General features: G+C 74.2%; 25 protein-coding genes. 20 read left to right on the top strand and 5 right to left on the bottom strand.

Annotation, left to right across the window (positions count from 1 at the left end; all coding sequences use genetic code 11):
- Positions 1-123 precede the first annotated feature (123 nt).
- The 7 genes from panD to HC251_RS20725 all read left to right on the top strand — a co-directional run bounded on the left by panD (position 124) and on the right by HC251_RS20725 (position 10,169).
- Positions 124-582 carry an aspartate 1-decarboxylase gene (panD, locus tag HC251_RS20755; RefSeq protein ID WP_219942504.1) on the top strand — a complete coding sequence of 153 codons (459 nt, stop codon included), beginning with the start codon at positions 124-126 and terminating at the stop codon, positions 580-582.
- Between the two features lie 151 nt (positions 583-733).
- Complete coding sequence (gene nadB / locus HC251_RS20750) at positions 734-2,344, top strand: L-aspartate oxidase (RefSeq protein WP_219942503.1); 1,611 nt, start codon at positions 734-736, stop codon at positions 2,342-2,344.
- Positions 2,345-2,871: 527 nt separating this feature from the next.
- Positions 2,872-4,752 carry an ABC transporter ATP-binding protein gene (locus HC251_RS20745; protein ID WP_219942502.1) on the top strand — a complete coding sequence of 627 codons (1,881 nt, stop codon included), beginning with the start codon at positions 2,872-2,874 and terminating at the stop codon, positions 4,750-4,752.
- On the top strand, positions 4,749-6,596 hold the full coding sequence (locus HC251_RS20740) for an ABC transporter ATP-binding protein (protein WP_219942501.1): 1,848 nt from the start codon (positions 4,749-4,751) through the stop codon (positions 6,594-6,596). The genes HC251_RS20745 and HC251_RS20740 overlap by 4 nt, the downstream gene beginning before the upstream one ends.
- A gap of 300 nt (positions 6,597-6,896) precedes the next feature.
- A complete protein-coding gene (gene rho, locus HC251_RS20735; protein ID WP_219942500.1) occupies positions 6,897-8,771 on the top strand; it encodes a transcription termination factor Rho in 1,875 nt (624 codons plus the stop codon).
- A gap of 134 nt (positions 8,772-8,905) precedes the next feature.
- A complete protein-coding gene (rpmE, locus tag HC251_RS20730) occupies positions 8,906-9,133 on the top strand; it encodes a 50S ribosomal protein L31 (RefSeq protein WP_219942499.1) in 228 nt (75 codons plus the stop codon).
- Between the two features lie 4 nt (positions 9,134-9,137).
- Positions 9,138-10,169 carry a hypothetical protein gene (locus HC251_RS20725; protein WP_219942498.1) on the top strand — a complete coding sequence of 344 codons (1,032 nt, stop codon included), beginning with the start codon at positions 9,138-9,140 and terminating at the stop codon, positions 10,167-10,169.
- 5 nt (positions 10,170-10,174) lie between these two features.
- Here HC251_RS20725 and HC251_RS20720 read toward each other — a convergent pair whose 3' ends face one another.
- A complete protein-coding gene (locus tag HC251_RS20720) occupies positions 10,175-10,519 on the bottom strand; it encodes a DUF3817 domain-containing protein (RefSeq protein ID WP_219942497.1) in 345 nt (114 codons plus the stop codon).
- Between the two features lie 97 nt (positions 10,520-10,616).
- Between HC251_RS20720 and HC251_RS20715 the strand changes: the two genes are divergently transcribed.
- The 6 genes from HC251_RS20715 (at position 10,617) to HC251_RS20690 (ending at position 14,817) form a co-directional block, all read left to right on the top strand.
- A complete protein-coding gene (locus HC251_RS20715; protein WP_219942496.1) occupies positions 10,617-11,099 on the top strand; it encodes a hypothetical protein in 483 nt (160 codons plus the stop codon).
- A 48-nt stretch (positions 11,100-11,147) separates the two neighbouring features.
- A complete protein-coding gene (gene prfA, locus HC251_RS20710; protein WP_219942495.1) occupies positions 11,148-12,215 on the top strand; it encodes a peptide chain release factor 1 in 1,068 nt (355 codons plus the stop codon).
- Positions 12,216-12,217: 2 nt separating this feature from the next.
- The gene (prmC, locus tag HC251_RS20705; RefSeq protein WP_219942494.1) at positions 12,218-13,159 is read left to right on the top strand and encodes a peptide chain release factor N(5)-glutamine methyltransferase; all 942 of its coding nucleotides are present in this window, start codon (positions 12,218-12,220) and stop codon (positions 13,157-13,159) included.
- Positions 13,156-13,758 (top strand): L-threonylcarbamoyladenylate synthase, encoded by a 603-nt coding sequence (locus HC251_RS20700; RefSeq protein WP_219942493.1) that lies wholly within the window; start codon positions 13,156-13,158, stop codon positions 13,756-13,758. Before prmC ends, HC251_RS20700 begins: the two co-directional genes overlap by 4 nt.
- Before the next feature lie 102 nt (positions 13,759-13,860).
- Entirely contained in the window at positions 13,861-14,619 is a 759-nt protein-coding gene (locus HC251_RS20695; protein WP_219942492.1) for a sporulation protein, read from the top strand.
- A 21-nt stretch (positions 14,620-14,640) separates the two neighbouring features.
- A complete protein-coding gene (locus HC251_RS20690) occupies positions 14,641-14,817 on the top strand; it encodes a hypothetical protein (protein WP_219942491.1) in 177 nt (58 codons plus the stop codon).
- Between the two features lie 36 nt (positions 14,818-14,853).
- Here HC251_RS20690 and HC251_RS20685 read toward each other — a convergent pair whose 3' ends face one another.
- The 4 genes from HC251_RS20685 to HC251_RS20670 all read right to left on the bottom strand — a co-directional run bounded on the left by HC251_RS20685 (position 14,854) and on the right by HC251_RS20670 (position 18,580).
- Positions 14,854-15,987, bottom strand: a complete 1,134-nt coding sequence (locus HC251_RS20685; protein WP_219942490.1) for a glycosyltransferase family 4 protein — start codon at positions 15,985-15,987, stop codon at positions 14,854-14,856.
- A gap of 102 nt (positions 15,988-16,089) precedes the next feature.
- Complete coding sequence (gene glyA, locus HC251_RS20680) at positions 16,090-17,355, bottom strand: serine hydroxymethyltransferase (RefSeq protein WP_219942489.1); 1,266 nt, start codon at positions 17,353-17,355, stop codon at positions 16,090-16,092.
- An 11-nt stretch (positions 17,356-17,366) separates the two neighbouring features.
- Positions 17,367-17,885, bottom strand: a complete 519-nt coding sequence (gene rpiB / locus HC251_RS20675; protein WP_219942488.1) for a ribose 5-phosphate isomerase B — start codon at positions 17,883-17,885, stop codon at positions 17,367-17,369.
- A gap of 8 nt (positions 17,886-17,893) precedes the next feature.
- Positions 17,894-18,580: a hypothetical protein gene (locus HC251_RS20670; protein WP_255566508.1), complete on the bottom strand. Its 687-nt coding sequence runs from the start codon at positions 18,578-18,580 to the stop codon at positions 17,894-17,896.
- Between the two features lie 62 nt (positions 18,581-18,642).
- Here HC251_RS20670 and HC251_RS20665 point away from each other — a divergent pair, with 62 nt between their 5' ends.
- From HC251_RS20665 to atpH, 7 genes are all read left to right on the top strand, one after another.
- Entirely contained in the window at positions 18,643-20,148 is a 1,506-nt protein-coding gene (locus HC251_RS20665; RefSeq protein ID WP_219942486.1) for an acetyl-CoA acetyltransferase, read from the top strand.
- Positions 20,149-20,371: 223 nt separating this feature from the next.
- The gene (locus tag HC251_RS20660) at positions 20,372-20,644 is read left to right on the top strand and encodes an AtpZ/AtpI family protein (protein ID WP_219942485.1); all 273 of its coding nucleotides are present in this window, start codon (positions 20,372-20,374) and stop codon (positions 20,642-20,644) included.
- Positions 20,645-20,661: 17 nt separating this feature from the next.
- A complete protein-coding gene (locus HC251_RS20655) occupies positions 20,662-21,099 on the top strand; it encodes an ATP synthase subunit I (RefSeq protein WP_219942484.1) in 438 nt (145 codons plus the stop codon).
- Position 21,100: 1 nt separating this feature from the next.
- On the top strand, positions 21,101-21,862 hold the full coding sequence (gene atpB, locus HC251_RS20650) for a F0F1 ATP synthase subunit A (RefSeq protein ID WP_219942483.1): 762 nt from the start codon (positions 21,101-21,103) through the stop codon (positions 21,860-21,862).
- A 111-nt stretch (positions 21,863-21,973) separates the two neighbouring features.
- Positions 21,974-22,201, top strand: coding sequence for an ATP synthase F0 subunit C (atpE, locus tag HC251_RS20645; RefSeq protein WP_219942482.1), 228 nt, complete (start codon positions 21,974-21,976; stop codon positions 22,199-22,201).
- A gap of 4 nt (positions 22,202-22,205) precedes the next feature.
- Positions 22,206-22,871: a F0F1 ATP synthase subunit B gene (atpF, locus tag HC251_RS20640; RefSeq protein ID WP_219942481.1), complete on the top strand. Its 666-nt coding sequence runs from the start codon at positions 22,206-22,208 to the stop codon at positions 22,869-22,871.
- On the top strand, positions 22,871-23,395 hold the full coding sequence (gene atpH / locus HC251_RS20635) for an ATP synthase F1 subunit delta (RefSeq protein WP_219942480.1): 525 nt from the start codon (positions 22,871-22,873) through the stop codon (positions 23,393-23,395). Before atpF ends, atpH begins: the two co-directional genes overlap by 1 nt.
- Positions 23,396-23,411 lie beyond the last annotated feature (16 nt).

Raw genomic sequence — 23,411 nt, 5'->3', positions numbered from 1 at the left:
GCGGGACGAGCGTCCGAGGTCTGCCACCGAGTTCGCCGGGGGTGGGGGAGCGGGGCAGGATGGGGGGGTTCCCACCCGGGGGCGACCGGTCCGCCGGCGTCCACCAGCCCAGGAGAACCTCACGTGCGACGACGGATGATGAAGTCGAAGATCCACCGCGCCACGGTGATCGACGCCGACCTGCACTACGTCGGCTCGATCACGGTGGACCGGGACCTCATGGACGCCGCCGACCTGGTCGAGTTCGAACAGGTCGCCGTGCTCGACATCGACAACGGCGCCCGCCTCGAGACCTACGTGATCGAGGGGCCCCGGGGCTCGGGCGCCATCTGCCTCAACGGGGCGGCCGCCCGGCTGGTGTCCCCCGGCGACCGGGTCATCGTCATCAGCTACGCCGACTACGAGGACGCCGAGCTCGACGCCTACGCCCCGCGCATCGTCCACGTCGACACCGCCAACGGCGTCGTCGACGAGGCGACGGCGCAACGCCTGGCCGACCTCACTTCCCCCGCCCCCCGCCGCTACGTCGAGGTGGAGCCCGACCTCGAAGCCAAGTCGCAGGCGGGACCGCGCGCCCGGTGACGGGGTGCTGCCGGGCCCCCTCCCGCCGAAGCGGCTTCGCCGCCGGCTCGGGCTGGCGCTGACCCCACGCACCTTCGGGGCTGCCGCCAGGCCCACCGGACCGGGGCGCGGGCGATCGACGAACCGTCACTGACTGGTAGACCGAGCGGTCATGGCTGCCGAGGAGCTCGACCTGCTGGTGCTGGGGAGCGGGGTGGCCGGGCTGTCCGCCGCGGTGCGCGCCGCCGACGTCCACAACATGCGGGTCGGGGTGCTGACCAAGGGAGAGCTGCCCCAGGCGACGACCCGGTGGGCCCAGGGCGGGGTGGCCGCCGTGCTGCACGACGACCCCGACTCCACCGACCTCCACCTGGCCGACACCCTCGCCTGCGGCGTCGGGCTGTGCGACACCGAGGCGGTCCGGGTGCTCGTCGACGAGGGGCCGGCCCGCGTGCTCGACCTCATCGCCCTGGGCGCCGCCTTCGACCGCGACCCCGACGGCAAGCTGCTCCTCGCCCGCGAGGGCGGGCACAGCCAGGCCCGCATCGTGCACGCCGGCGGCGCCGCCACCGGGTGGGAGGTCGAGCGGGCGCTGGTCGCCGCCGCCCAGCGGGGCACCTCGGCCCTGTACGAGCACCACTTCGCCGTCGACCTCGTCGTCGAGGGCGGGCGCTGCCGCGGCGTCACCGCCACCCGGGCCGACGGTTCGGAGCTCGTCGTGCGGGCGGCCAACGTCCTCGTGACCACCGGCGGGGCCGGCCAGCTCTACGCCGTCACCACCAACCCGCTGGAGGCGACCGGCGACGGCATCGCCATGGCCCTGCGGGCGGGCGTGGCCGTGGCCGACGTCGAGTTCGTGCAGTTCCACCCGACGGCGCTGCACCACGAGGCCATGCCCCGCCCCCTCCTGTCGGAGGCCCTCCGGGGCCACGGCGCCCTGCTGCGGGACGGCCGGGGCGAGCGCTTTGTCGACGAGCTCCAGCCGCGCGACGTCGTGTCCCGGGCCGAGCTGGAGGTGATGGTCTCGCAGGGGATCGACCACGTCTTCCTCGACGCCCGGCACCTCGAGGAGTTCGCCGCCCGCTTCCCGACGATCCACGCCGCCCTCCGGGAGGTCGGCCTCGACCCGACCCGCGACCTCCTGCCCGTCGCCCCGGCGGCCCACTACACCTGCGGGGGGATCGTCACCGACCTCGACGGCTCGTCGTCGCTGCCGGGCCTGTGGGCCGCGGGGGAGGCGTCGTGCACGGGTGTCCACGGGGCGAACCGGCTGGCGTCGAACTCGCTGCTCGAGGGGATGGTGTTCGGGCCCCGGGCGGTGGAGGCGATCGAGCGGGGCCAGGTCGGCGCCCACCCGACGGGGGCCATGCGGGCCGTCCTCGGGGGCGACCCGGAGGGCGGACCGGTCGGCCCGGGCACGATCGGCGGGGTGCTGCTGTCCCGACCGGCGGCGGTCCCCCCGGCCCCCGTCCCGCCGACCGAGCCGTGGGCCGACGTCCGCAACCGGCTCCAGCGGGCTCTGACCGCCGGAGCCGGGGTCGTGCGCGACGAGGCCTCGCTCGCCGACGCCGACCAGGTCGCCGTCGACGCCGCCGCGGCCGTCGCCGCCAGCGCCGCCGCCGGGCCGCTGTCGCCCGAGGCCCACGAGGTGGCCAACCTGGTCGACGTCGGCCGGGCCGTCATCGCCGCCGCCGTGTCCCGCACCGAGAGCCGCGGCGCCCACACCCGGCGGGACCACCCCGCCACGGACCCCGCCCAGCGCCACCGCCTCGTCCTCGTCTGAGGAGCCCGTCCTCCGCCGCCGGGCCGCCTCGGTTCTGTCGCGCTGAGCGCTCACCGATGAGCGCGTGCCGCGACAGAACCGTCCGGCCGTCGGGTCGTCGGGCGTCGTAGGCGAAGGCGGCGAACCGCCCGGGCTCGCGGCCCGGGTGGTTGAACCCGGCGAGGGCGTCGGCCCCGCCCCCGCCCAGCAGCCCGCCCGGCTGGGACCGCAGCCACCGGTAGAAGCCGGCCATGGAGAGGCCGGTCGTCGGGAGATCCGTGACCAGGGCCTCCAGCGGCTCACCCACCGCGGCGCCCCCCTCGCCCAGCTCGTCGAGGAAGCCGGGGATGCCCTCGACCCCGACGAGCCCGCCGGTGCGCTCGGGGTCGATCCAGTCCTGGCCGAACCACACGTTGACGTGCCCGAGGGTCGGGCTGGTCCACTCGAAGCCCCGGAGGGCGGATCCCGGACGCCCTCCCCTCTGCCACCGAGGTCACAGGGGAACGGAGTTGCGGTCGGGGGGCCGGGTCGGTTGGATGCCTGACGGCATGCTGGACGACGAGACCCCCGACCCGCGCTCCGTCGTCCGACGGGGGATGACCCTGCTCTGGCGGTCGGTCCGGACGCACCCCCGCCCGTTCATCGTGGCCGTGCTGGGCGCCGGGCTGTTCGCGGCGATGACGGTCGGCTCGACCATCGCCCTCGGGCGGGTCACCGACGACGTCATCGTCCCGGGTCTGGCCGAGGAGCGCGACGGCGGCACCTTCGGGCCCGTCGACGGCGGCACCGTCCTCGTCATCACCTGCGCCGTGGTGATGGTGGCCCTGGCCCGGGCCGCCGGCGTCGTCGCCCGTCGCTACTTCTGCAGCATGACGACCTTCCGCATGGGCGCCACCTGGCGGGAGGCCCTGGCCGACCGGTACCTCGACGCCCCCCTCCGCTTCCACGCCCGTCGGCCCGCGGGCCAGCTCATGGCCCACGCCGACAACGACGCCGTGAAGGCCATCGAGTTCATCAATCCGGCGCCGTTCTCCATGAGCGCGGTGGTGATCGGCGTGATCGCCTTCGCCCGGCTCCTGATGGTCGACTGGGTGCTCGCCCTGGTCGCTCTGGCCGTGTTCCCGACCCTGATGGTCGCCAACCGGATCTACACGTCCCGCGTCGAGCACCCGGCCGCCCGGGCCCAGGCCCGCTACGGCGACCTGGCGTCGGTGGCCCACGAGAGCTTCGACGGCGCCCTGGTGGTCAAGTCGCTCGGCCTGGCCGACCACGAGACGACGCGGGCCCGGCGGGCGGCCGGGGCGCTGCGCGACGAGCGGGTGCGGGTGGGCGAGCTGCGGGCCTGGTTCGAGCCCGGGCTGACGGCCCTGCCCAACCTCGGCGCCGTCGCCGTCCTCGGCCTGGGCGCCTGGCGCCTGTCGACCGGGGCGGTCAGCGAGGGGGGCATCGTCGAGGCCCTCGCCCTGTTCGCCGTGCTCACCACGCCGATGCGGGTGATGGGCTACCTGCTCGAGTCGATGCCGCCGTCGGTCGTGGCCGCCGCCCGCCTGGACGAGGTCCTGGCGCCCGACGACCGGGACCGCCACCCGGCCCGCGGGGCAGCGACGCTCCCCGCCGGCGCCCTGGCGGTCGAGGTCGACGGTGTCTCGTTCGCCCACGACCCGGCCACGCCGGTGCTCGCCGACCTGTCGTTCTCGATCGCCCCCGGTGAGGTGCTGGCCGTCGCCGGCGCCACCGCCGGGGGCAAGACCTCGCTGTGCCTGTGCCTGGCCGGCCTGCTCGAGCCCACCACCGGGCACGTGCGCCTCGGCGGCGTCGACGTGGCCGACCTCGACCCCGCCGAGCTGCCCGCCGCCGTGGGCGTGGTGTTCCAGGAGTCGTTCCTCTTCGCCGACACCGTGCGGGCCAACGTCCTGGCCGGGATGGACGAGGCGGCGCCGGACGTGGCCCGCACCACCGAGCTCGACGCCGCCGTGGGCGAGGCCCTCCGCCTGGCCCGGGCCGACGGGTTCGTGGCCGCCCTCCCCCTCGGGTTCGACACCGAGCTGGGCGAGCGGGGCATCACCCTCTCGGGCGGCCAGCGCCAGCGGCTGGCCCTGGCCCGGGCCCTGGTGCGCCGGCCCCGGCTGCTCATCCTCGACGACGCCACCAGCGCCATCGACCCGTCGGTCGAGGGCCAGATCCTCGCCGGGCTGGGTGAGGCCCTGGCCACCACCACCGTCGTGGTCGCCCACCGCGTCTCGACCATCCGCCTGGCCGACCGTGTCCTGTTCCTCGAGGCCGGGCGGGTCGCCGCCCTGGGACCCCACGACGAGCTGCTGGAGACCGTCCCCGCCTACGCCGCCCTGGTCCGGGCCTACGAGGCCGACGACGACCCCATCGACGACGACGCCACCGTCGCCTCCACGTTCGACAGAGGGCACCGATGAGCAGCCCGCTTCCGATCGAGGAGGGCCGGGACGAGGGCCACGCCCCCGACCCCGACGACGTCGACGCCATCGAGGGGGGCGCCGTCGTCGCCTTCCGCCGCATCGTCGGGGAGATGCCCGAGCTGCGCCACGGCGCCGGCCTCACCGCCCTCCTGGCCCTGGCCATCGCCGCCGGCCGGGTCACCGTCCCCGTCCTCCTCCAGCAGGTCCTCGACCGGGGCATCCTCGGCCCCGACGGGTACCGCCCGACGTTCATCGCCGTCGCCGTGGCCATCGCCGTGGTCGCCATCGCCGTGTTCTGGACCCTGGAGCGCATCGGGCTGGCCCGGCTGACCCGCGCCGCCGAGAGCGGCCTGGCCGGCGTGCGCGTCCGCACCTTCGACCACATCCACCGCCTCTCGGCCGCCGACCACACCGAGTCCCGCCGGGGCGTGCTCGTCTCCCGGGTCACCAGCGACGTCGAGACCCTCGCCCAGTTCTGGAGCTGGGGGGCCATGGTCTGGCTGAGCGCCACGGCGACGATCCTCGGCGTCGGCACCGTCATGGCCGTCTACTCGTGGCGGCTGACGCTCCTGGCGTTCGCCGTGTTCGTGCCCGTCACGGTCCTGCTGCGCCAGCTCCAGAAGGTCCAGCTGCGCCGGTGGGACGCGGTGCGCGACCGGGTCGGCGACACCCTCGGCGAGTTCTCCGAGGCCATCGGCGGCGCCCCGGTGATCCGGGCCTACGGTCTGGGCGACCGGGGCCGGCGCCGACTGCGCCACGCCGTCCAGCGCCAGTACCGGGCCGAGCTCGGCGCGGCCCGGGTCTTCGCCATCATGTTCCCCCTGTCGGACATCTTCGGCGCCATCGCGGTGGCGACCGTCGCCGCCGTCGGCGTCTGGCAGGGCCCGGCGTGGGGCCTCGACGCCGGCGAGCTCGTCGCCTTCGCCTTCCTCGTCACCCTGCTCACCCAGCCCATCGCCGACCTGGGCGAGGTCCTGGACCAGACCCAGAACGCGGCGGCCGGCGCCCGGAAGGTCCTGGGCACGCTCGACATCCCGCTCGACGTGGTCGAGCCCGACCCCGGCGTCGCCCTGCCCGAGGGCCCCCTCGGCGTGCGGGTCACCGACGTCGCCTTCGCCTACCGGGCGACCACCGGGGGCAACGGCCCGCTGGTGCTGGAGGACGTGTCGGTCGAGGTCGCGGCGGGCTCGTCGGTGGCCGTCGTCGGCCAGACCGGTTCGGGCAAGACCACCTTCGCCAGCCTCCTCGCCCGCCTCGCCGACCCCGTGGCCGGCACCATCGAGGTCGGTGGGCACGACCTGCGGACCGTCGCCCCGACGTCGCGCCTCCACCGCATCCGGATGGTCCCCCAGGACGGGTTCCTGTTCGCCACGACGGTGCGCGAGAACATCCGGTTCGGGCGGCTCGACGCCACCGACGACGACATCGACGCCGCCATCGACGACCTGGGCCTCAGCTGGTGGGTCGCCCGCCTGCCCCGGGGCCTCGACACCGAGGCGGGGGAGCGGGGCGACAACCTCTCCGTCGGCGAGCGCCAGCTGGTGGCCCTCGTCCGGGCCCAGGTGTCGGACCCCGGCCTGCTGGTCCTCGACGAGGCCACCTCCGCCGTCGACCCCGAGACCGAGCGGGCCCTGGCCGTGGCCCTCACCCGGATGGCGGCGGGCCGGACCACGGTGACCGTCGCCCACCGCCTGTCGACGGCGGAGCGGGCCGACCGGGTTCTGGTGTTCGACGCCGGCCGCCTGGTCGAGGAGGGCACCCACGACGCGCTGGTCGCCCTCGGAGGCGTCTACGCCGGCCTGCACCGCAGCTGGGTCGGCGGCACCCGCACGACGGCCTGACCGGTCGGCCCGCCCGCCGTTCCTGGGACGGATCGTGCGCCGTCAGGCCGGGATCGGTACCGGGAACAGACGCCGTCGCCGGCCTGCCCGTTCCTGGTGCGGATCGTGCGCTGTCAGGCCGGGATCGGTACCGCGAACCGAGGCCGTCGCCGGTCCGCCGCTATGCTTCGGCCGTCCCCTCGGGGTTGTCCTGCGGTCTCCGCGGGCTCCGAGACGGGGCGTCCCTTCTCCCCGCCATCCGCAGCCTCGAGGCGCGGACGCCGGACCTCGGAGCCCGTCGGCTCCCGAAAGGAACCAGCCATGAGTGGCTTCGAACGTGCCCTGCTCGAGGGCAAGGAGCGCAACGAGCTGAGCCAGATCGCCGAGTCGCTCGGCAAGAAGCCCCCGGCTCGGGCCAAGAAGGCCGACATCGTCGATCTGATCCTCACGCTGGCGGGCGTCACCGCCGAGGGCGACGGCAGCGACGCGCCCGACGCCGACGCCGCGCCCTCCGAGGCACCCCCGGCGGCCGGAGGTGCTGCGAGCAGCGGCGACGCTCCGGACGAGGCCGACGGCGCCACGACCGAGGCGGCGGCGGACGACGGCGGCCGCGACCGGGCCGGGCCGGGCTCCCGACCCGCGGCGGACCGTGGCGGCCGTGACCAGGGCCCGAAGGGCGACCAGGACCAGGGCTCGCGGCGCGACCAGGGCCCCGGCCGGGACCCGGCCCCGAAGGGCGACCAGGGCCCACGGCGCGACCAGGGCCAGGGCCGGGACCAGGGCCGGGACCAGGGCCGGGACCAGGGCCAGGGCCGGGACCAGGGCCAGGGCCAGGGCCGGGACCAGGGCCAGGGGCGCGACCGGGGCCAGGGCGGGGCCACCCCGAACGAACGGGACCAGGGCGGCGCCGACCCGAACGCCAAGGAGCCGGGCGGGTCCGGCCCGGGCGGCGACGGCGACGAGCCCGAGGACGGCAACCGCCGCCGGCGGCGCCGGGGCCGCAATCGAGACGGCCAGCCCGACCACCAGTACGAGGGCGAGCCGGTCGAGGTCGAGGGCTTCCTCGACCTGCGCGACGACGGCTACGGGTTCCTGCGCCTCCGCGGCTACCTGCCCTCGACCGACGACGTCTACGTCTCGGTCAAGCAGGTCCGCCAGTTCGGCCTGCGCAAGGGCGACCGCGTCACCGGCCGCAGCCGGCCTGCGTCCCGCAACGAGAAGAACCCGGCGCTCCTGCAGATCGACGCCGTGAACGGGGCCGCCCCCGACCACGCCCGCGAGCGCCGCCGCTTCGAGGAGCTGACCCCGCTGTTCCCCGACGAGCGCCTCCCGCTCGAGACCGAGGGCGCCGCCGCCACCATGACGACCCGGATCATCGACCTGCTCGCCCCCATCGGGAAGGGCCAGCGGGGCCTGATCGTGTCGCCGCCCAAGGCCGGCAAGACCACGATCATGAAGCAGATCGCCCGGTCGATCGAGCTCAACTCGCCCGACGTCACCCTCATCGTCCTGCTGGTCGACGAGCGCCCCGAGGAGGTCACCGACATGCGCCGGTGGCTGATCAACGGCGAGGTGGCGGCGTCGACGTTCGACCGGCCCAGCGAGGAGCACATCCAGGTCGCCGAGCTGGTGATCGAGCGGGCCAAGCGCCTCGTCGAGGACGGTCAGGACGTCGTGATCATGCTCGACGGCATCACCCGCCTGGCCCGGGCCTACAACCTGGCCGCCCCGCCCAGCGGGCGGATCATGAGCGGCGGCATCGACGCCGCCGCCCTGTACCCGCCCAAGAAGTTCTTCGGCGCCGCCCGCAACGCCGAGGAGGGCGGCTCGCTGACGATCCTCGCCACCGCCCTGGTCGAGACCGGCTCGAAGATGGACGAGCACATCTTCGAGGAGTTCAAGGGCACCGGGAACATGGAGCTTCGGCTCAGCCGGCGCCTGGCCGAGCGGCGCGTCTTCCCCGCCATCGACGTCGACGCCAGCTCGACCCGCCACGAGGAGCTGCTGTTCGAGCGGCGCCAAGTGGGCCAGGTCGACACCCTGCGCAAGGTGCTCGGCGCGGTGAAGGACGGCGCCGCCAAGGACGGCGGCGCCCCCGAGGCCGCCGCCCTCGAGCTCCTGCTCGACCGGCTCAGGACCTTCAAGACCAACAAGGAGTTCCTCGACGAGGTCGGCAAGGCCCGCGCCGGCGCCTGACCCGACCGGCCCCGTGCCAGCCTCCACCGGCCGGGCCCATGGTGGGAATGCGCCGGCGTTGGACCAAGATGGAACACCTTCGTCGGAGCCCCGTTCGGAAACCGGGGCCACAGAGACGAGAACTGGAGACAGCCATGAAGACCGACATCCACCCCAGCTACACCGAGACCTCGGTGACGTGCTCCTGCGGGAACACGTTCACGACGCGGTCGACGAGCGACTCGCTCCGCGTCGAGCTCTGCAACGAGTGCCACCCCTTCTACACCGGCAAGCAGAAGCTGGTGGACACCGGCGGCCGCATCGACCGCTTCGAGCGTCGCTACGGGGCCCGCAAGGGCAAGAAGGCCGAGACCGAGGGCTGACCCCTTGGCCCTGGGCGCTGAGCAGCTCGCTGCTCTGAACGCCGCCAAGCTGAGAGCCCTGACCCGGGGCCGCGTCGGAGACGACGCGGTCGTGGTCGGCGAGCGAGCGAGTGGCCCGGGGCGCGCGGGCGCGCTCCCGGGCGGGGCCGGGCTGGTCGACGGGTCGACGGTCTGGGTGCTGCTCGGACCCGACGCGGATCGCAGCCTGGGCGCCGCCCTCGCCTGGGCCCGCCGCCACGGGTCCGAGATGCTCCACGTGGTCGTCGACGACGCCGAGGCGGCCGGTCTGCTGGCCCGGCGGGCCACCTTCTTCGCGCCCGCGCCGACGGTGTGGCGGGCCGACGGCGCCCAGCTGGTCGCCGTCGAGCCGGTGCCCGTGCCCCCGCTGCGCCCGGTGCCCGGCGACGCCGACCTCCGCAGCCTGCTGCGCGAGGCCGGGCTGACCGTGGTCGAGGAGGACGGCGTCGTCCTCGGCGAGCTGCTCGGGCTCGAGGTCGGCCGGATCACGGCGGGGGAGGCCGGACCCGAGCTCGGCGTCGGCGTGGGCCGCTTCGACCGGGAGATGGGCGAGCTGGCCCAGGCCGACCTGGCCCCGGCCGACCGCCTGCACCGGGCGGTCGAGATCGTGGCCCGGTACCGCCGGCCCGGGGCCCCACCCCACCCGCTCAACCAGCTGGTCCCCGAGCGGTGGATGCGCGCCGCCCTGGTGACCGACCCCGAGCGCATCGGTGTCGCAGCCCTGCGGCCGGTGCCCTCCGCCGTGGGCCGGACCAACCTCAAGGAGACGGCCGTCGCCACCGCCGTCGGGGTCGACACCGCGGGTGAGCCCGTGGTCGTCTCCTGCTCGACGGGCGTCGACCTCGAGCTGGTGCCGGCGGCCGCCGACGACCGGGCCGCCCGGGCGCCGGGCGCCCGCCTGATCCTGGTCGTCCCCGCCCGCGACGCCCTCCCCCTGACCCGCGACCTGGCCGCCCGCCTGGCCGCTCCGGCCGACGTCGTCGGGCTGGACGGTGAGTGGAAGATCGCCTGGGAGTAGGGGTCCTAGGCCGGAGCCGGCGCGCCGGGGCCGGGGACCTGGATCATCTTGCGCTCGACGTAGAAGCCCCCGAGGGGCACGGCCGAGAGCACCAGCGCCAGGAGCGTCTGGCCCCCGTTCCAGCCCTGCTCCTCCCGACCGATCAGCACGAGGACGGCGAACACGAGGAAGATCGTCCCGTGCGTCGGGCCCATGATCGGCACCCCGCCCTCGCCGGGGGCGTCGAAGGCGTACTTGGCGACGACGCAGCCCAGGAGGACGAGGTAGGACACGCCCTCGATCAGGCTCACGGCGCGCAGGAGCCTGGCCACCGAGGGCAGGGAGACGGCGGGGACGGTGGGCTCGGTCACCCCGGAAGGATGGGGCGTCGGGCGGCCCTCGTGCCAGACGGACCGGGCGTGCGGCTGCGATGATCGGGGGCGTGCACCGCCCGAGCCGAGGTCGCTGATGGCCGCCCAGTGGGAGCGCTGGCTGCGCTACGCCAAGGCCAAGCTCGACGAGACCGTCACCCGCGGCGACGCCGAGCTCGACCGCCGCGAGGCCGAGCTGGCGGCCCGGGCCCAGGAGGAGCCGTGGCTGGCGAGCGACGGCGCCGCCCCGACGCTCGACGAGGCCCGGGCCCGCATCGAGCACCAGGCTCGCCAGGCCGAGCAGGCCCGCCGGGCCGAGGAGGCCGGCCGGGATGTCGAGGCCACCGGGGCCGAGCGCCGAGGCGCGGGCGACGCCCCCGCGTCTCCATCGCTCGCCGAGCCTCCCGCCGGGGGGTCGCCGGCGGTCGCGGCCGGCCCGGCCGAGCCGCCCCGCCTCGCCACCGACCCGCAGCTGGGGTCGATCGACTTCGAGGCCCAGAAGCGGGCCGCCGACCAGCGCCTCGCCGCCATGCGCAAGGAGCTCGGCCTCGACGAGGACCCGCCCCCCGGCCCCTCCTGACCGGTGCGCCCGGGGGCGCCGACAGACCGTCCCGCTACCGTGGCCCCGATGCTGGAACGACTCGATGAGCTGGCCCGGGAGCTGGCCGACGTCGAGGCCCGGCTGTCGGACCCCGACGTCTACGCCGACCAGGCCAGGTCGGCGGACCTGGCCCGCCGGCACAAGGAGCTCGAGGCCATCGTGTCGCGCGCCGAGGAGCTGCGGTCCCGCACCGACGACCTGGCCACGGCCCGCGAGATGCTGGCCGAGGCCGAGCCCGACGAGAAGGAGATGATGCGGGACGAGGTCGCCGAGACCGAGGCCGACATCGCCCGCCTGACGGCCGAGATCCGCCTGCTCCTCTTGCCCCGCGACCCCAACGACGACCGCAACGTCATCGTCGAGGTGCGGGGCGCCGAGGGGGGCGAGGAGGCCAACCTCTTCGCCCGCGACCTGTTCGAGATGTACAAGGCGTGGGCCGCCCACAAGGGCTGGCCCCTCACGGTGATGGAGGCCGACGCCTCGCCCATGGGGGGCTTCGAGTCGGTCACCTTCCAGGTGAGGGGCGACGGCGCCTGGGCGCACTTCAAGCACGAGGGCGGGCCCCACCGGGTGCAGCGCGTCCCCGTCACCGAGTCGCAGGGCCGGATCCACACCTCGTCGGCCACCGTGACCGTGCTCCCGGAGGCCGACGAGGTCGACGTCAAGATCGACCCCAACGACCTCCAGGTCGACGTCTACCGCTCGTCGGGCCCCGGCGGGCAGTCGGTCAACACCACCGACTCCGCCGTCCGCATCACCCACAAGCCCACCGGCCTGGTGGTGTCCATGCAGGACGAGAAGAGCCAGCTCCAGAACAAGGAGAAGGCCCTGCGGGTGCTGCGGAGCCGTCTGCTCCGGGCCGAGCAGGAGCGGGCCGAGGCCGAGGCCTCCGAGGCCCGCCGCAGCCAGACCGGCGGGGGTGGTCGCAGCGAGAAGATCCGGACCTACAACTTCAAGGAGAACCGGGTCAGCGACCACCGCATCGGCCTCACGCTCTACAAGCTCGACAAGGTGCTGGCCGGCGATCTCGACGACGTCAGCGACGCCCTCGTCGCCGACGAGCAGACCCGTCGCCTGACCGAGACCGGGGCCTGAGGGTGGCCGGCGAGCACGGCGGCCCCGGCGCGCCCCCGGCCGGCGCCGAGGAGGCCACCGTCCCGTGGCGGGCCCTCCTGGCCGAGGCGGTGGCGACCCTCGCCGACGGGGGGGTCGAGGGCGCCGAGGTCGAGGCCCGGCGCATCGTCGAGGAGGCGACCGGCCGCGACGGGGCGGATCTCCTGGTCCACCTGGACGAACCGGCGACGGTGAACGGCGTCGCCGCCCTCGATGCCATGGTGGCCCGCCGCCTCGCCGGCGAGCCGCTGCAGTACGTGCTCGGGCGGTGGGGCTTCCGGACCCTCGACCTGATGGTCGACCGGCGGGTCCTGATCCCTCGCCCCGAGACCGAGGGCGTCGTCGACCACGTCCTGGCCGAGCTGGCCCGCCGCCGGGACGAGATGGCCGCGTCCGGGCGGGCCGCGCCGCCGGTCGTCGTGGACCTGGGCTGCGGCTCGGGCGCCATCGGCCTGGCCGTCGCCGCCGAGTGGCGCGGCGCCGAGGTGCACCTGGTCGACCTGTCGGCCGACGCCGTGGCCGTCGCCCGCGCCAACCTGGCGGGGCTGGGGATGGCGGGCAGCACGGTCGCGGTCCACCACGGATCCTGGTTCGACCCGCTGCCGCCCGACCGGGCCGGCCGCGTCGACGTGGTCGTGTCCAACCCGCCCTACGTCGCCGCCGACGAGACCCTCCCGCCCGTCGTCGCCGACTGGGAGCCGGCGGACGCCCTCGTGTCGGGCCCGACCGGGCTCGAGGCCGTCGAGCGGATCCTCACCGATGCCGTGTCCTGGCTCGCCCCGTCCGGCCTCGTCGTGATGGAGATCGGGGCGACCCAGGCCGAGGCCGCCCGAGCCGCGGCCGAGGCCGCCGGCCTGGTCGAGGTGGACGTCCGCCCCGACCTCTCCGGCCGCGACCGCGCCCTCGTCGCCCGCGCCGCCCGATGACCGAGGCGGTCGACGGCCGGCTGGTCGACCGGTTGGTCGCCGCCCTCGAGGCGGGCGAGCCGGTGGTTATCCCGACCGACACGGTCTACGGGGTCGCCGCCCTGCCGACGGTCCCCGGGGCCACCGCCCGCCTCTACGCCCTGAAGGACCGGCGCCCCGACGTGCCCCTCGCCGTGCTCGTGGCCGACGCCGCCGCCCTCGACGACCTGGTCGGCGCCGTCCCCCCGGGCGTCCCCGCCCTCGTGGCCGCCCACTGGCCCGGGCCCCTGACCGTCGTCCTCCGTCGTCACCCGGAGCGGCAGGGGTGGGACCTCGGCGGCGACCCCCGCACGATCGGCGTCCGCTGCCCGGCCGACCGCCTGGTGCGGGCGGTGGCGGCCCGGGTGGGGCCCATCGCCACGACGAGCGCCAACCGCCACGGCCAGCCGACCCCCGCGACCGCAGCCGAGGCGGCGGCCGAGCTGACGGCCCCCGTCGCCGTGGTGGCCGACGGCGGACCGCTCCGGGGGACCGCCTCGACGGTGGTCGACGTCACCGAGGACCCGTGGCGGATCCTGCGGCAGGGGTCCCTCGACGCCGCCGCCCTCGGCCTGGCCTGAGCCGGGTGGGGCACCCCCCGGGCAACCCTTCCCGCGTGGCGCTCCGGCGTGGCACGATGCCGCCCGCCAACCACGAGCGGGCCCACCACAGGGGAGTGCACGATGTTCAAGAAGCTGAAGCAGGCCTTCGGGGTCGGGGGGCCCTCGGTCGACACTGTCCTGTCCACCCCCGCCGTGTACCCCGGCGGCGTCCTCCAGGGCGAGGTGCGCATCACCGGCGGCTCCGAGCCCCGTGACTTCAACAACCTGACCCTCTCGCTGGCCGCGACCGTCGAGGTCGAGTCGGGTGACGACGAGTACCTCTCGCGCATCAAGTTCGCCGACCTCCAGGTGGCGGGGGCGGGCCGGCTCGAGGCCGGGGTCAACACGTCGGTCCCGTTCCAGATGGAGGTCCCCTGGGAGGCGCCGTTCAACAGCCTCCGGGGCCGGCGCTTCGAGCGCATGAAGCTCGGCGTGCAGACCCGCTTCGACCTCCCCGGCGGCAAGGACGCCACCGACTTCGACCCGATCGACATCCACCCCCTGCCGGTGCACGAGGAGGTCGTGGCGGCCATGGAGCGGGTCGGCTTCAACCTGCAGAGCGCCGACCTCGAGAAGGGGTCGATCGCGGGCTCGTCGCTCGGCTTCTACAACGAGGTGGAGTTCCGGGGCCACGGCAAGATCCCCGAGGCCGAGCTGACGTTCGTGACCGGGCCCCACGAGACCCGGGTCGTCATCGAGCTCGAGCGCCGGGGCCTGCTGGCGTCGCGGGAGCGCCAGAGCAACCTGGCCGGCCCGACCCAGGAGCCCTTCGACTGGGACAGCGCCATCCGCCAGCACCTCGACGAGCTGGCCCGCGCCAGCGGCCGCTTCTTCGGCTAGCGGTCGCTAGGGTCCTGTCCGATGCTGAGCGGGACCCGGATGGGCGTGGCCTTCATGGCGGCGGGGGCCGTCCTCGTCATCCTCGGGGCCCTCGAGGTCGGCCGGGACGACCTGATCCACACCGTCGCCACCACCCTCATCGTCTTCGGCGCCGTCGTCCTCAGCGTCGCCACCGAGGCCACCGACCAGGCGGACTAGCACGGATGGTGCCTGGCACCATCCGTGTTCGACGCCCTAGCCCTCGATGCCGCGGGTGCGGCGGGCACCGGGGTGCAGGTAGGTGTAGAGCACCAGCCCGGCGGCGGCGATCCCGATGGGGACGACCGAGTTGCCGCGGTCGGTGTACACCGGCACCAGCACGAAGGCGGACAGCAGGGCGGTCCAGGTCCACAGGATCAGGACGCTGCGGCGGTGGCCGTGGCCCAGGCGCATCAGCCGGTGGTGGAGGTGGTTCTTGTCGGCGTGGGCGGGGCTCAGGCCCTTGCGGGTGCGCCTCACGATGGCCCACGCCGTGTCGAGGATGGGGACGCCCATCACCACGAGGGGGATGAGCAGCGGCAGGTAGAAGAAGTACGTCCGCCCGCTCACCTGGGCGTCGGTCTGGCCGCCGACGAGCATGGTCGCGCCGGCCATGACCACGCCGAGCATGAGCGCGCCCCCGTCGCCCATGAAGATCCGCGCCGGGTTGAAGTTGTAGGGCAGGAACCCCACGCACGCGCCGAGGACCACGATGGCGATCAGGGGGGCCGGGCTGTCGACCAGCAGGACGTTGACGTTGGGGTCCGACAGGCGGTGGGAGTAGAGGAACAGGGCCCCGCTGGCGATGGCGACGATGCCGGCGGCCAGGCCGTCGAGCCCGTCGATGAAGTTGGTCGCGTTGGCCATGCCCATGGCCCAGATCACCGTGACCAGCGGGACCATGTCCCACGACAGGACGATCGTGCCGGCGAAGGGGATGCGCACGATGAACAGGGCCGCGCCCATCCAGTAGAGGGCGCTGCCGGACAGCACCAGCCCGGCGGTCTTGGCCGGCGGGGAGACGTCGCGCAGGTCGTCCCACGTGCCCACCACGCAGGCGATCACCGCGGCGAGGAGGACACCGTTGAGCGGCGACTGCACCCCGCCGTCGGCGAAGACGTCCCGGAAGGCGTCCATCCGCCACGCCACCAGGGCGGCGCCGAGGATCGAGAGGCACATGGCCACGCCCCCCAGGTAGGGGGTCGGGGCGGTGTGGACCCGACGGTCGTCCACCCGGTCGTCGATGGCCCCGATCCGCTTGGCGACCCAACCGCAGACGGGGGTCAGCACGAGGGCGATGCCGAACGCCGTAGCGAAGACGATGCCGTAGGCGAGGGCGTCGGGCCTCACGTCCGGACCGCGCCCGCGGTGGCGTCGCTGGTGGGGGCCCGCATCGGCCCCGACGCTACTGCCGGGCGCCGGCCCGGCCGCTTCACCGCCGTGGCGGCCTGGTCAAGACGGCAGGCCGGGGCCGATGTCGGGGTACGGGGCGAACCGGCCGCAGAGCTGGCGGACCTCCTCGCGCACGGCGGCGATCTCGGCCTCGTCGGCCCGACCCGCCAGGGTGCGGTGGATGAGGTCACCGACGGTGCCCATCTCCTCGACGCCCATGCCCTGGGTCGTCACCGCCGGGGTGCCGATCCGCAGCCCGCTGGTGATGTACGGCGGGCGGGGGTCGTCGGGCACGGTGTTCTCGTTGAGGCTGATGCCGGCCCGGTCGAGGGCGAGGCGGGCCTTCTTGCCCGACAGGTCGGCGTCGAGGCTGCGCAGGTCGACGAGCATGAGGTGGTTGTCCGTGCCGCCCGACACCAGCCGCAGGCCGTGCTCGGCCAGCCGCTGGGCCAGGGCGGCGGCGTTGGCCACGATGCCCTGGGCGTAGGCGGCGAAGGACGGGTCGGCCGCCTCGCGGAAGGCCACCGCCTTGGCCGCGATCACGTGGTCGAGGGGTCCGCCCTGGGACCCGGGGAAGACGGCCTTGTCGATGGCGGTGGCGTGCTCGGCGCGGGTGAGGATGCAGCCCCCGCGCGGGCCCCGCAGTGTCTTGTGGGTCGTGAAGGTGACGATGTCGGCGTGGGGCACCGGGTTGGGGTGGGCCCCACCGGCGATCAACCCGGCGATGTGGGCGGCGTCGAACATGAACAGCGCCCCGACCTCGTCGGCGATCTCCCGGAACGGGGCGGGGTCGATGATCCGGGGGTAGGCCGTGGCCCCGGCCACGATGATCTTGGGCTGGTGCTCCTTGGCCAGGTCGCGGACCTGGTCGAAGTCGATGCGCTCGTCGGAGGGGGTGACGCCGTAGGAGACGAACCGGTACAGGATGCCGCTGGCGTTCACCGGCGACCCGTGGGTCAGGTGGCCGCCCTGGTCGAGGCGCAGCCCGAGGACCGTGTCGCCGGGCTGGAGCATGGCGAGGTACACGGCCATGTTGGCGTTGGCCCCGGAGTGGGGCTGGACGTTGGCGTGGTCGGCGCCGAAGAGCTCGCAGGCCCGGTGGCGGGCCAGCTCCTCGGCCTGGTCGATGACCTCGTTGCCGCCGTAGTAGCGCTTGCCCGGGTAGCCCTCGCTGTACTTGTTGGTCAGGACCGTCCCGGTGGCCCGGAGCACGGCGGGGGACGTGAAGTTCTCCGAGGCGATGAGCTGGAGCGTGGTGTTCTGACGCTCGACCTCGGCGTCGATGATGGAGAACAGCTCGGTGTCGTCGTCGGCGGGCCAGGGCATGCGGGTCTCCTCTACTCCTCGCCGCGCGCCCGGGCCAGGGCACCGGGAGCGAGACGGTCGATCAGGGCGTCTTGAGCGTCGGGGTCGGCGGCGAGCGAGGCGATCTCGGCCAGCTGCTCGACCCGGTGGGTGTGGCGGTCGCCCTCGAACTCGGTGGCGAGCCAGGTGTCGACGATCTCGTCGGCCAGACCGGTGCCCACGATGCGCCCGCCCAACGAGAGCACGTTGGCGTCGTTGTGGAGCCGGCTCATCCGCGCCGTGAACAGGTCGTTGCACAGGGCCGCCCGCACCCCGCGCACGGCGTTGGCGGCGATCTGCTCGCCCTGGCCCGAGCCACCCATGACGATCCCGCGGTCGACGGCGCCCGAGGCCACCGCCCGGGCGACGGCGGCGCAGTAGCCGGGGTAGTCGACCGACGTGTCGTCGTCGGTGCCGGCGTCGAGCACCTCGTGGCCGGCCCCGCGCAGGTGGTCGACGAGGTGGGCCTTGAGGGCGAAGCCGGCGTGGTCGGAGCCGATGGCGATGCGCATGGGCCCGATCATGGCCGCCCCGCCGGCACCGGGAAGGCGTGGCGCACGATCGTGGTGACGAGGTCCTCGATCTCCTGGGCCGTGCGCTCGTAGGTCCGCTTCGAGAGGCCGATGGGGTCGGCCACGTCGTCGTCGGTGCTGGTGCCCAGGAGGTCGGCGGCCCGACGGCCCGCCCCCACCCGTGCCAGCCAGTCGGCCATCGGCTCGAGCCCGCCGTCGGGGCCCGGGCGGCGTGGTCCCGTCCGCTCGGCCCGGCGGGCCAGCTCGCGCATCGTGAAGGTCTTGGCCAGGCTGGCCGGGTCGAGGACGACGGCCTCGCGCACGTGCTCGCGCGCCATGCCGAGCACCAGGTCGGCGTGGGCCACGGCGTCGGGCGTGAGCTTCTGGCTGCGGTGGGCGCTGAGGTCGAGGCCCCGCTTGGCCATCACCTTGACGCCGTTGGGCGAGGCCGGGGCGCCCTCGCTCACCAGGCCGGCCGAGCGCACCTCGGCGTCGACGCCGACGCGCGCCAGGCGGTCGCGCAGCAGCACCTCGCCCATCGGCGAGCGGCACTGGTTCCCGGTGCAGAGGACGAGGATGTCGATCCTCGGATCGTACGTCCCGCCCGTCCGCCCCCCACATCCACCCCGCCCCGCGCACGCTCGCCGGCCCCGAACCGCGTCGGGACGCGGCCGGGGGAGCGGCCGGCTCGCCACCCGTCCCGAGCTGGCGAGCGGTTTCGGGCGGGGGGGCGGCCTGCGCTCTACGTTGCCCGGCGATGGCTCCTGCACCTGCCGCTCTCGACCCCCGCACGCCCGTCCTGGTGGGTGTCGGCCAGCTCAACGTCCGGGTCGACCGGGGCGAGGACCCGATGGAGCCGGTGGCCATGCTGGCCGAGGCCGCCCGCCGGGCGGCGGCCGACACGGGCGGTGCCGCCGACCGGCTGCTCGCCGGGCTCGACACCGTCGCCGTGGTCGACATCCTCTCGTGGCGGTACCGGGACCCGGCCGCCCTCGTCGCCGCCCACCTCGGCGCCGCGCCGGCCCGCCGTTGGTCCACCGTCGCCGGCGGCAACTACCCGCAGACGCTCCTGAACCGGGCGGCGGTCGACATCAGCGCCGGCCGGGCCGACGCCGTGCTCGTGGGGGGCGCCGAGGCGTGGCGCACCCGCACCGCGGCCCGCAAGGCCGGCACCGACCTGGGCTGGACCGTCCAGGGCGACGACGCCTCCCCGACCGAGATGCTCGGGGACGAGACGCCGCTGGCCCACGAGGACGAGATCGCCCGGGGGCTGTTCATGCCGGTGCAGCTGTACCCGATCTTCGAGAGCGCGGTCCGGGCCGCCGCCGGCCGGGACCAGGCCGAGCACCAGCGGGTGGTCTCCGAGCTGTGGGCCCGGTTCAGCGAGGTGGCGGCGGCCAACCCCCACGCCTGGATCCGGGAGGCCCGCACGGCGGAGGAGATCCGCACCGCCGGCCCGGACAACCGCATGATCGGCCACCCGTACCCGAAGCTCATGAACTCCAACAACAGCGTGGAGCAGGCGGCCGCCCTGATCGTCTGCTCGGTGGAGCGGGCCCGTGACCTCGGGATCCCGACCGACCGGTGGGTGTTCCCCTGGACCGGCACCGACGCCCACGACACGTGGTTCGTCGGCAACCGGATCTCGCTCCACCGCTCGCCCGCCATCGGCATCGCCGGCAAGAAGGCGCTGGAGCTGGCGGCGGTCGGCGTGGACGACCTGGCCCACGTCGACGTGTACTCCTGCTTCCCGAGCGCCGTGCAGGTCGCGGCGACCGAGCTCGGCCTGGGCCTCGAACGTCAGCTGACCGTGACCGGCGGCCTGAGCTTCGCCGGCGGGCCGTGGAACGACTACGTGTCGCACTCGATCGCCACCATGGCCGAGGTCCTCCGCGCCGACGCCGGGAGCGTCGGCCTGGTGACGGCCAACGGCGGCTACCTCACCAAGCACGCCTTCGGCGTCTACTCCACGACGCCCCCGCCCCGGGGCCGCTTCGCCCACCGGGACTGCCAGGCCGAGGTCGACGCCGTCGGCTCGGTCGACCTGGTCGCCGACCACGAGGGCGCCGTCCGCATCGAGGCGGCCACCGTCATGCACGACCGGGACGGGAAGCCGGAGCAGGCGTACCTCGCCACCCGCACCCCCGACCGCCACCGGTCCTGGTGCACCAGCACCGACGACGACGTCATCGCCCTGGTCACCCACGACGAGCCCGTCGGCGTCGCCGCCCACCGCACCGCCGATGGGACCCTCTCCCTCTAGCGGCCGGGTGGGGCCAGGCGCCTCCCGACCGTCGGACGCCTACCTGGTAGGGAGGCGGGTCTGCGTTGCCGGAATGTGAAACTTGCGGGGAGGGAGGGGTGCCACCTAGTTTGCGCATCGCTTCACAAGCGGTGCCCCGCCCTTGCTCCGCAAGCCTCCCCACGGATCCCGAGTGTTCGACCTTCGCACCCGACAAGACCTCAACCGAGGGTTCTCCGACGCCTTGGGCCGAGGGGTCGACCTGGCGCTCACGCCTGTGGTCTTCGGGTTCATCGGCTGGCTGATCGACCGGGTCGCCGGCACCAGCCCGGTGTTCACGATCGTCGTCGCGGCCGTCGGCATCCTCGGCACCGCCGTGAAGATCAAGCTCGGCTACGACAAGGACATGGAGGCGTTCGAGGGGACCGCCGCCACCCGCCCCCGCGCCGTCCGCCCTGCCCCGCTCCCGTCGGCGTCGGCCAAGGTCGGGCTCCTGAGGTCCCGAGGCCGCTCGTGACCGCCCCGGCCCCCTCCGTGCTCGCCACGCGCGACCTCGGCCCCGCCCCCGAGACCGAGATCATCCACGATCTCGTGCGCCGGGGCCTCTACGCCGCCCCGGCCGCCCTCCTCGTCGGCTTCCTGGGCTGGCGGCTCGACGGTCTCGCCTCCGTCGCCATCGCCGTCGCTCTGGTGCTGGTCAACTTCGTGGCGGCCGCCGCCCTGCAGGCCTGGGCGGCCCGCATCAGCTACGGGCTGGTCGCCGGCGTCGCCCTCTTCGGCTTCCTGGTCCGCCTGGCGATCATCTCCGCCGTCGTCCTCCTCATCGGCGACCAGCCGTGGGTCGCGCCGGTGCCGCTCGGTCTGACCCTCGTGATCGGCCACCTGGGACTCCTCATCTGGGAGTCCCGCTTCGTCTCTGCCTCCCTGGCCTTCCCCGGCCTCAAGCCCACTCCCGTGAAGGAGGAGCGCTGACGTGTTCGCGCTCGAGTTCCCGCCCCTGAGCCACATCGTCAACTGGCCCGGCTTCGTCGGCGACGGTGCCTGGTGGGAGATCAACAAGGTCGTCCTGGTCTACGGCTTCGCGGTGCTCTTCACGCTGCTGATCTTCGTCCTGGGGAACAAGAAGCAGCTGGTGCCGACCGGTGCCCAGAACCTGGCCGAGATCTCGGTCGAGTTCGTCGAGGAGCAGCTGATCGAGCCGACGATCGGCCACACGAACCGGCGGTGGCTCGCCCCGTTCATGCTGTCGCTGTTCTTCTTCATCTTCTTCACGAACATCTTCGAGGTCATCCCGGTCATCCAGATGCCGGCGAGCGCCCGCATCGCCCTGCCGATGCTCCTCGCCGTGACCAGCTACGTGCTCTACCACGGTGCCGGGATCAAGGAGCACAAGCTCAAGTACATCACCCACACGATGTTCCCCCCGGGCGTGCCGTGGCCGCTCTACATCCTCGTGGTGCCGATCGAGTTCGTCTCGAAGTTCCTGGTCCAGCCGTTCAGCCACACCGTGCGACTCTTCGCCAACCTGCTCGCCGGCCACATCCTCCTCGTCACCTTCGGCGTCTTGTCGGCCGGGCTCTGGACCACCAAGTGGTACGTGGTCTTCCTGCCGCTGCCGGCCTTCGGCGTCGTCTTCTTCACCGCCTTCGAGGTGATGGTCTCGTTCCTGCAGGCCTACGTGTTCACCCTCCTGTTCGGCGTGTACTTCGGTGCCGCCGTCAGCCACGAGCACTGACCCAGATCCACCACGTCCCAGATAGCTCCGTCCTCCGACCCCACCCACCGCCCCAGCGGCGTCGGCTCCGCCGACACTGACCCACCAATAAAGAAAGGTTCACCCCGAACCATGCTCCTCGCAGAGATCACCGACACCGGCCTGGCGGCCCTGACCTACGGCCTGGGCGCCATCGGCCCGGGCATCGGCATCGGCTACCTGGTCGGCCAGTCCGTCCAGGCCATGGCGCGCCAGCCGGAGGCCGCCGGCATGGTGCGCACCACCATGTTCCTCGGCATCGCCTTCGTCGAGGCCCTCGCCCTCATCGGCTTCGTGGTCTTCTTCCTCGGTGGAGCGTGATCCGATGACCACGACCCGACGCATGGCCCTCGTGGCCGCGGCGGTGATCGGTCTGGGCACGCTCCTGTTCACGTCGGCCCCGGCCGGCGCCGCAGGAGAGCTCGACCACGCCGTCGAGGAGTGCATCCACGAGCTCGAGGAGGCCAACTCCATCGACGTCGAGTGCCAGGAGGCCCCGAGCCCGATCCTGCCCGAGACGAACGAGATCATCTGGGGCGCCTTCGGCTTCCTGGTCGTCTTCGGCTTCCTCTTCTGGAAGGGCTACCCGGCCATCAAGAAGGCCATGAACGACCGCACCGAGAAGATCCGGGGCGACATCGAGGGCGCCGAGGCCAGCAAGGCCGAGGCCGACAAGGTCCTGGCCCAGTACCACGCCCAGCTGGCCGACGCCCGCAACGAGTCGGCCCGCATCCTCGAGGAGGCCCGGCAGGACGCCGACGCCGTCCGCCAGGAGCGGATCGCGGCCATCGACGGCGAGATCGCCGAGATGCGCCAGCGGGCCGCCACGGAGATCGAGGCCTCGAAGGCGCAGGCCCTGGCCGACCTCCGCGGCGAGATCACCGCCCTGGCCCTCGGTGCCGCCGAGCGGGTCGTCGAGCGCAACCTCGACGACGCCACCAACCGGGCGCTCATCGACAGCTACATCGAGTCGGTGGGGGCCAGCAGCTGATGGCCGACAGGAGCGATGCCTACGCCTCGGCCTTCCTGGCCGTGATCAGCGCCGAGGACTCCCTCGGCGAGGTCGAGGACGAGCTGTTCCGGTTCGCCCGGATCCTCGAGGGCAACGACGAGCTCCTCGAGACCCTCTCGGACCCGCACATCGAGCCGGCCCGGCGCCAGCAGATCGTCACCGACCTGCTCGAGGGCAAGGCCCAGCCGACCACCGTGAACCTGGTGGGTCTCGTGGTCGGCAACGGTCGGGCCCGCGAGCTGCCGGCGATCGTCGACACCCTGGTCGGCCTGCGGGCCGCCTCCCGGGAGTCGGCTGTGGCTCGCGTCCGCTCGGCCGTCGCCCTCTCCGACGAGCAGACCAGCCGCCTGGCCGAGGCCCTCGCCCGGGCCACCGGCAAGAACGTCGAGGTCAAGGTCGTGGTCGACCCGACCGTCCAGGGCGGCCTCGTCGCCGAGGTCGGTGACACCGTCCTCGACGGCACCGTCCGCCGCCGCCTCGAGCAGCTCCGCGCTGCCTTCTAAGCACGATCTAGAACCC

Source organism: Iamia sp. SCSIO 61187 (assembly GCF_019443745.1).
Classification (GTDB): domain Bacteria; phylum Actinomycetota; class Acidimicrobiia; order Acidimicrobiales; family Iamiaceae; genus Iamia.
This window is presented reverse-complemented; position numbering and strand designations above follow the sequence as displayed.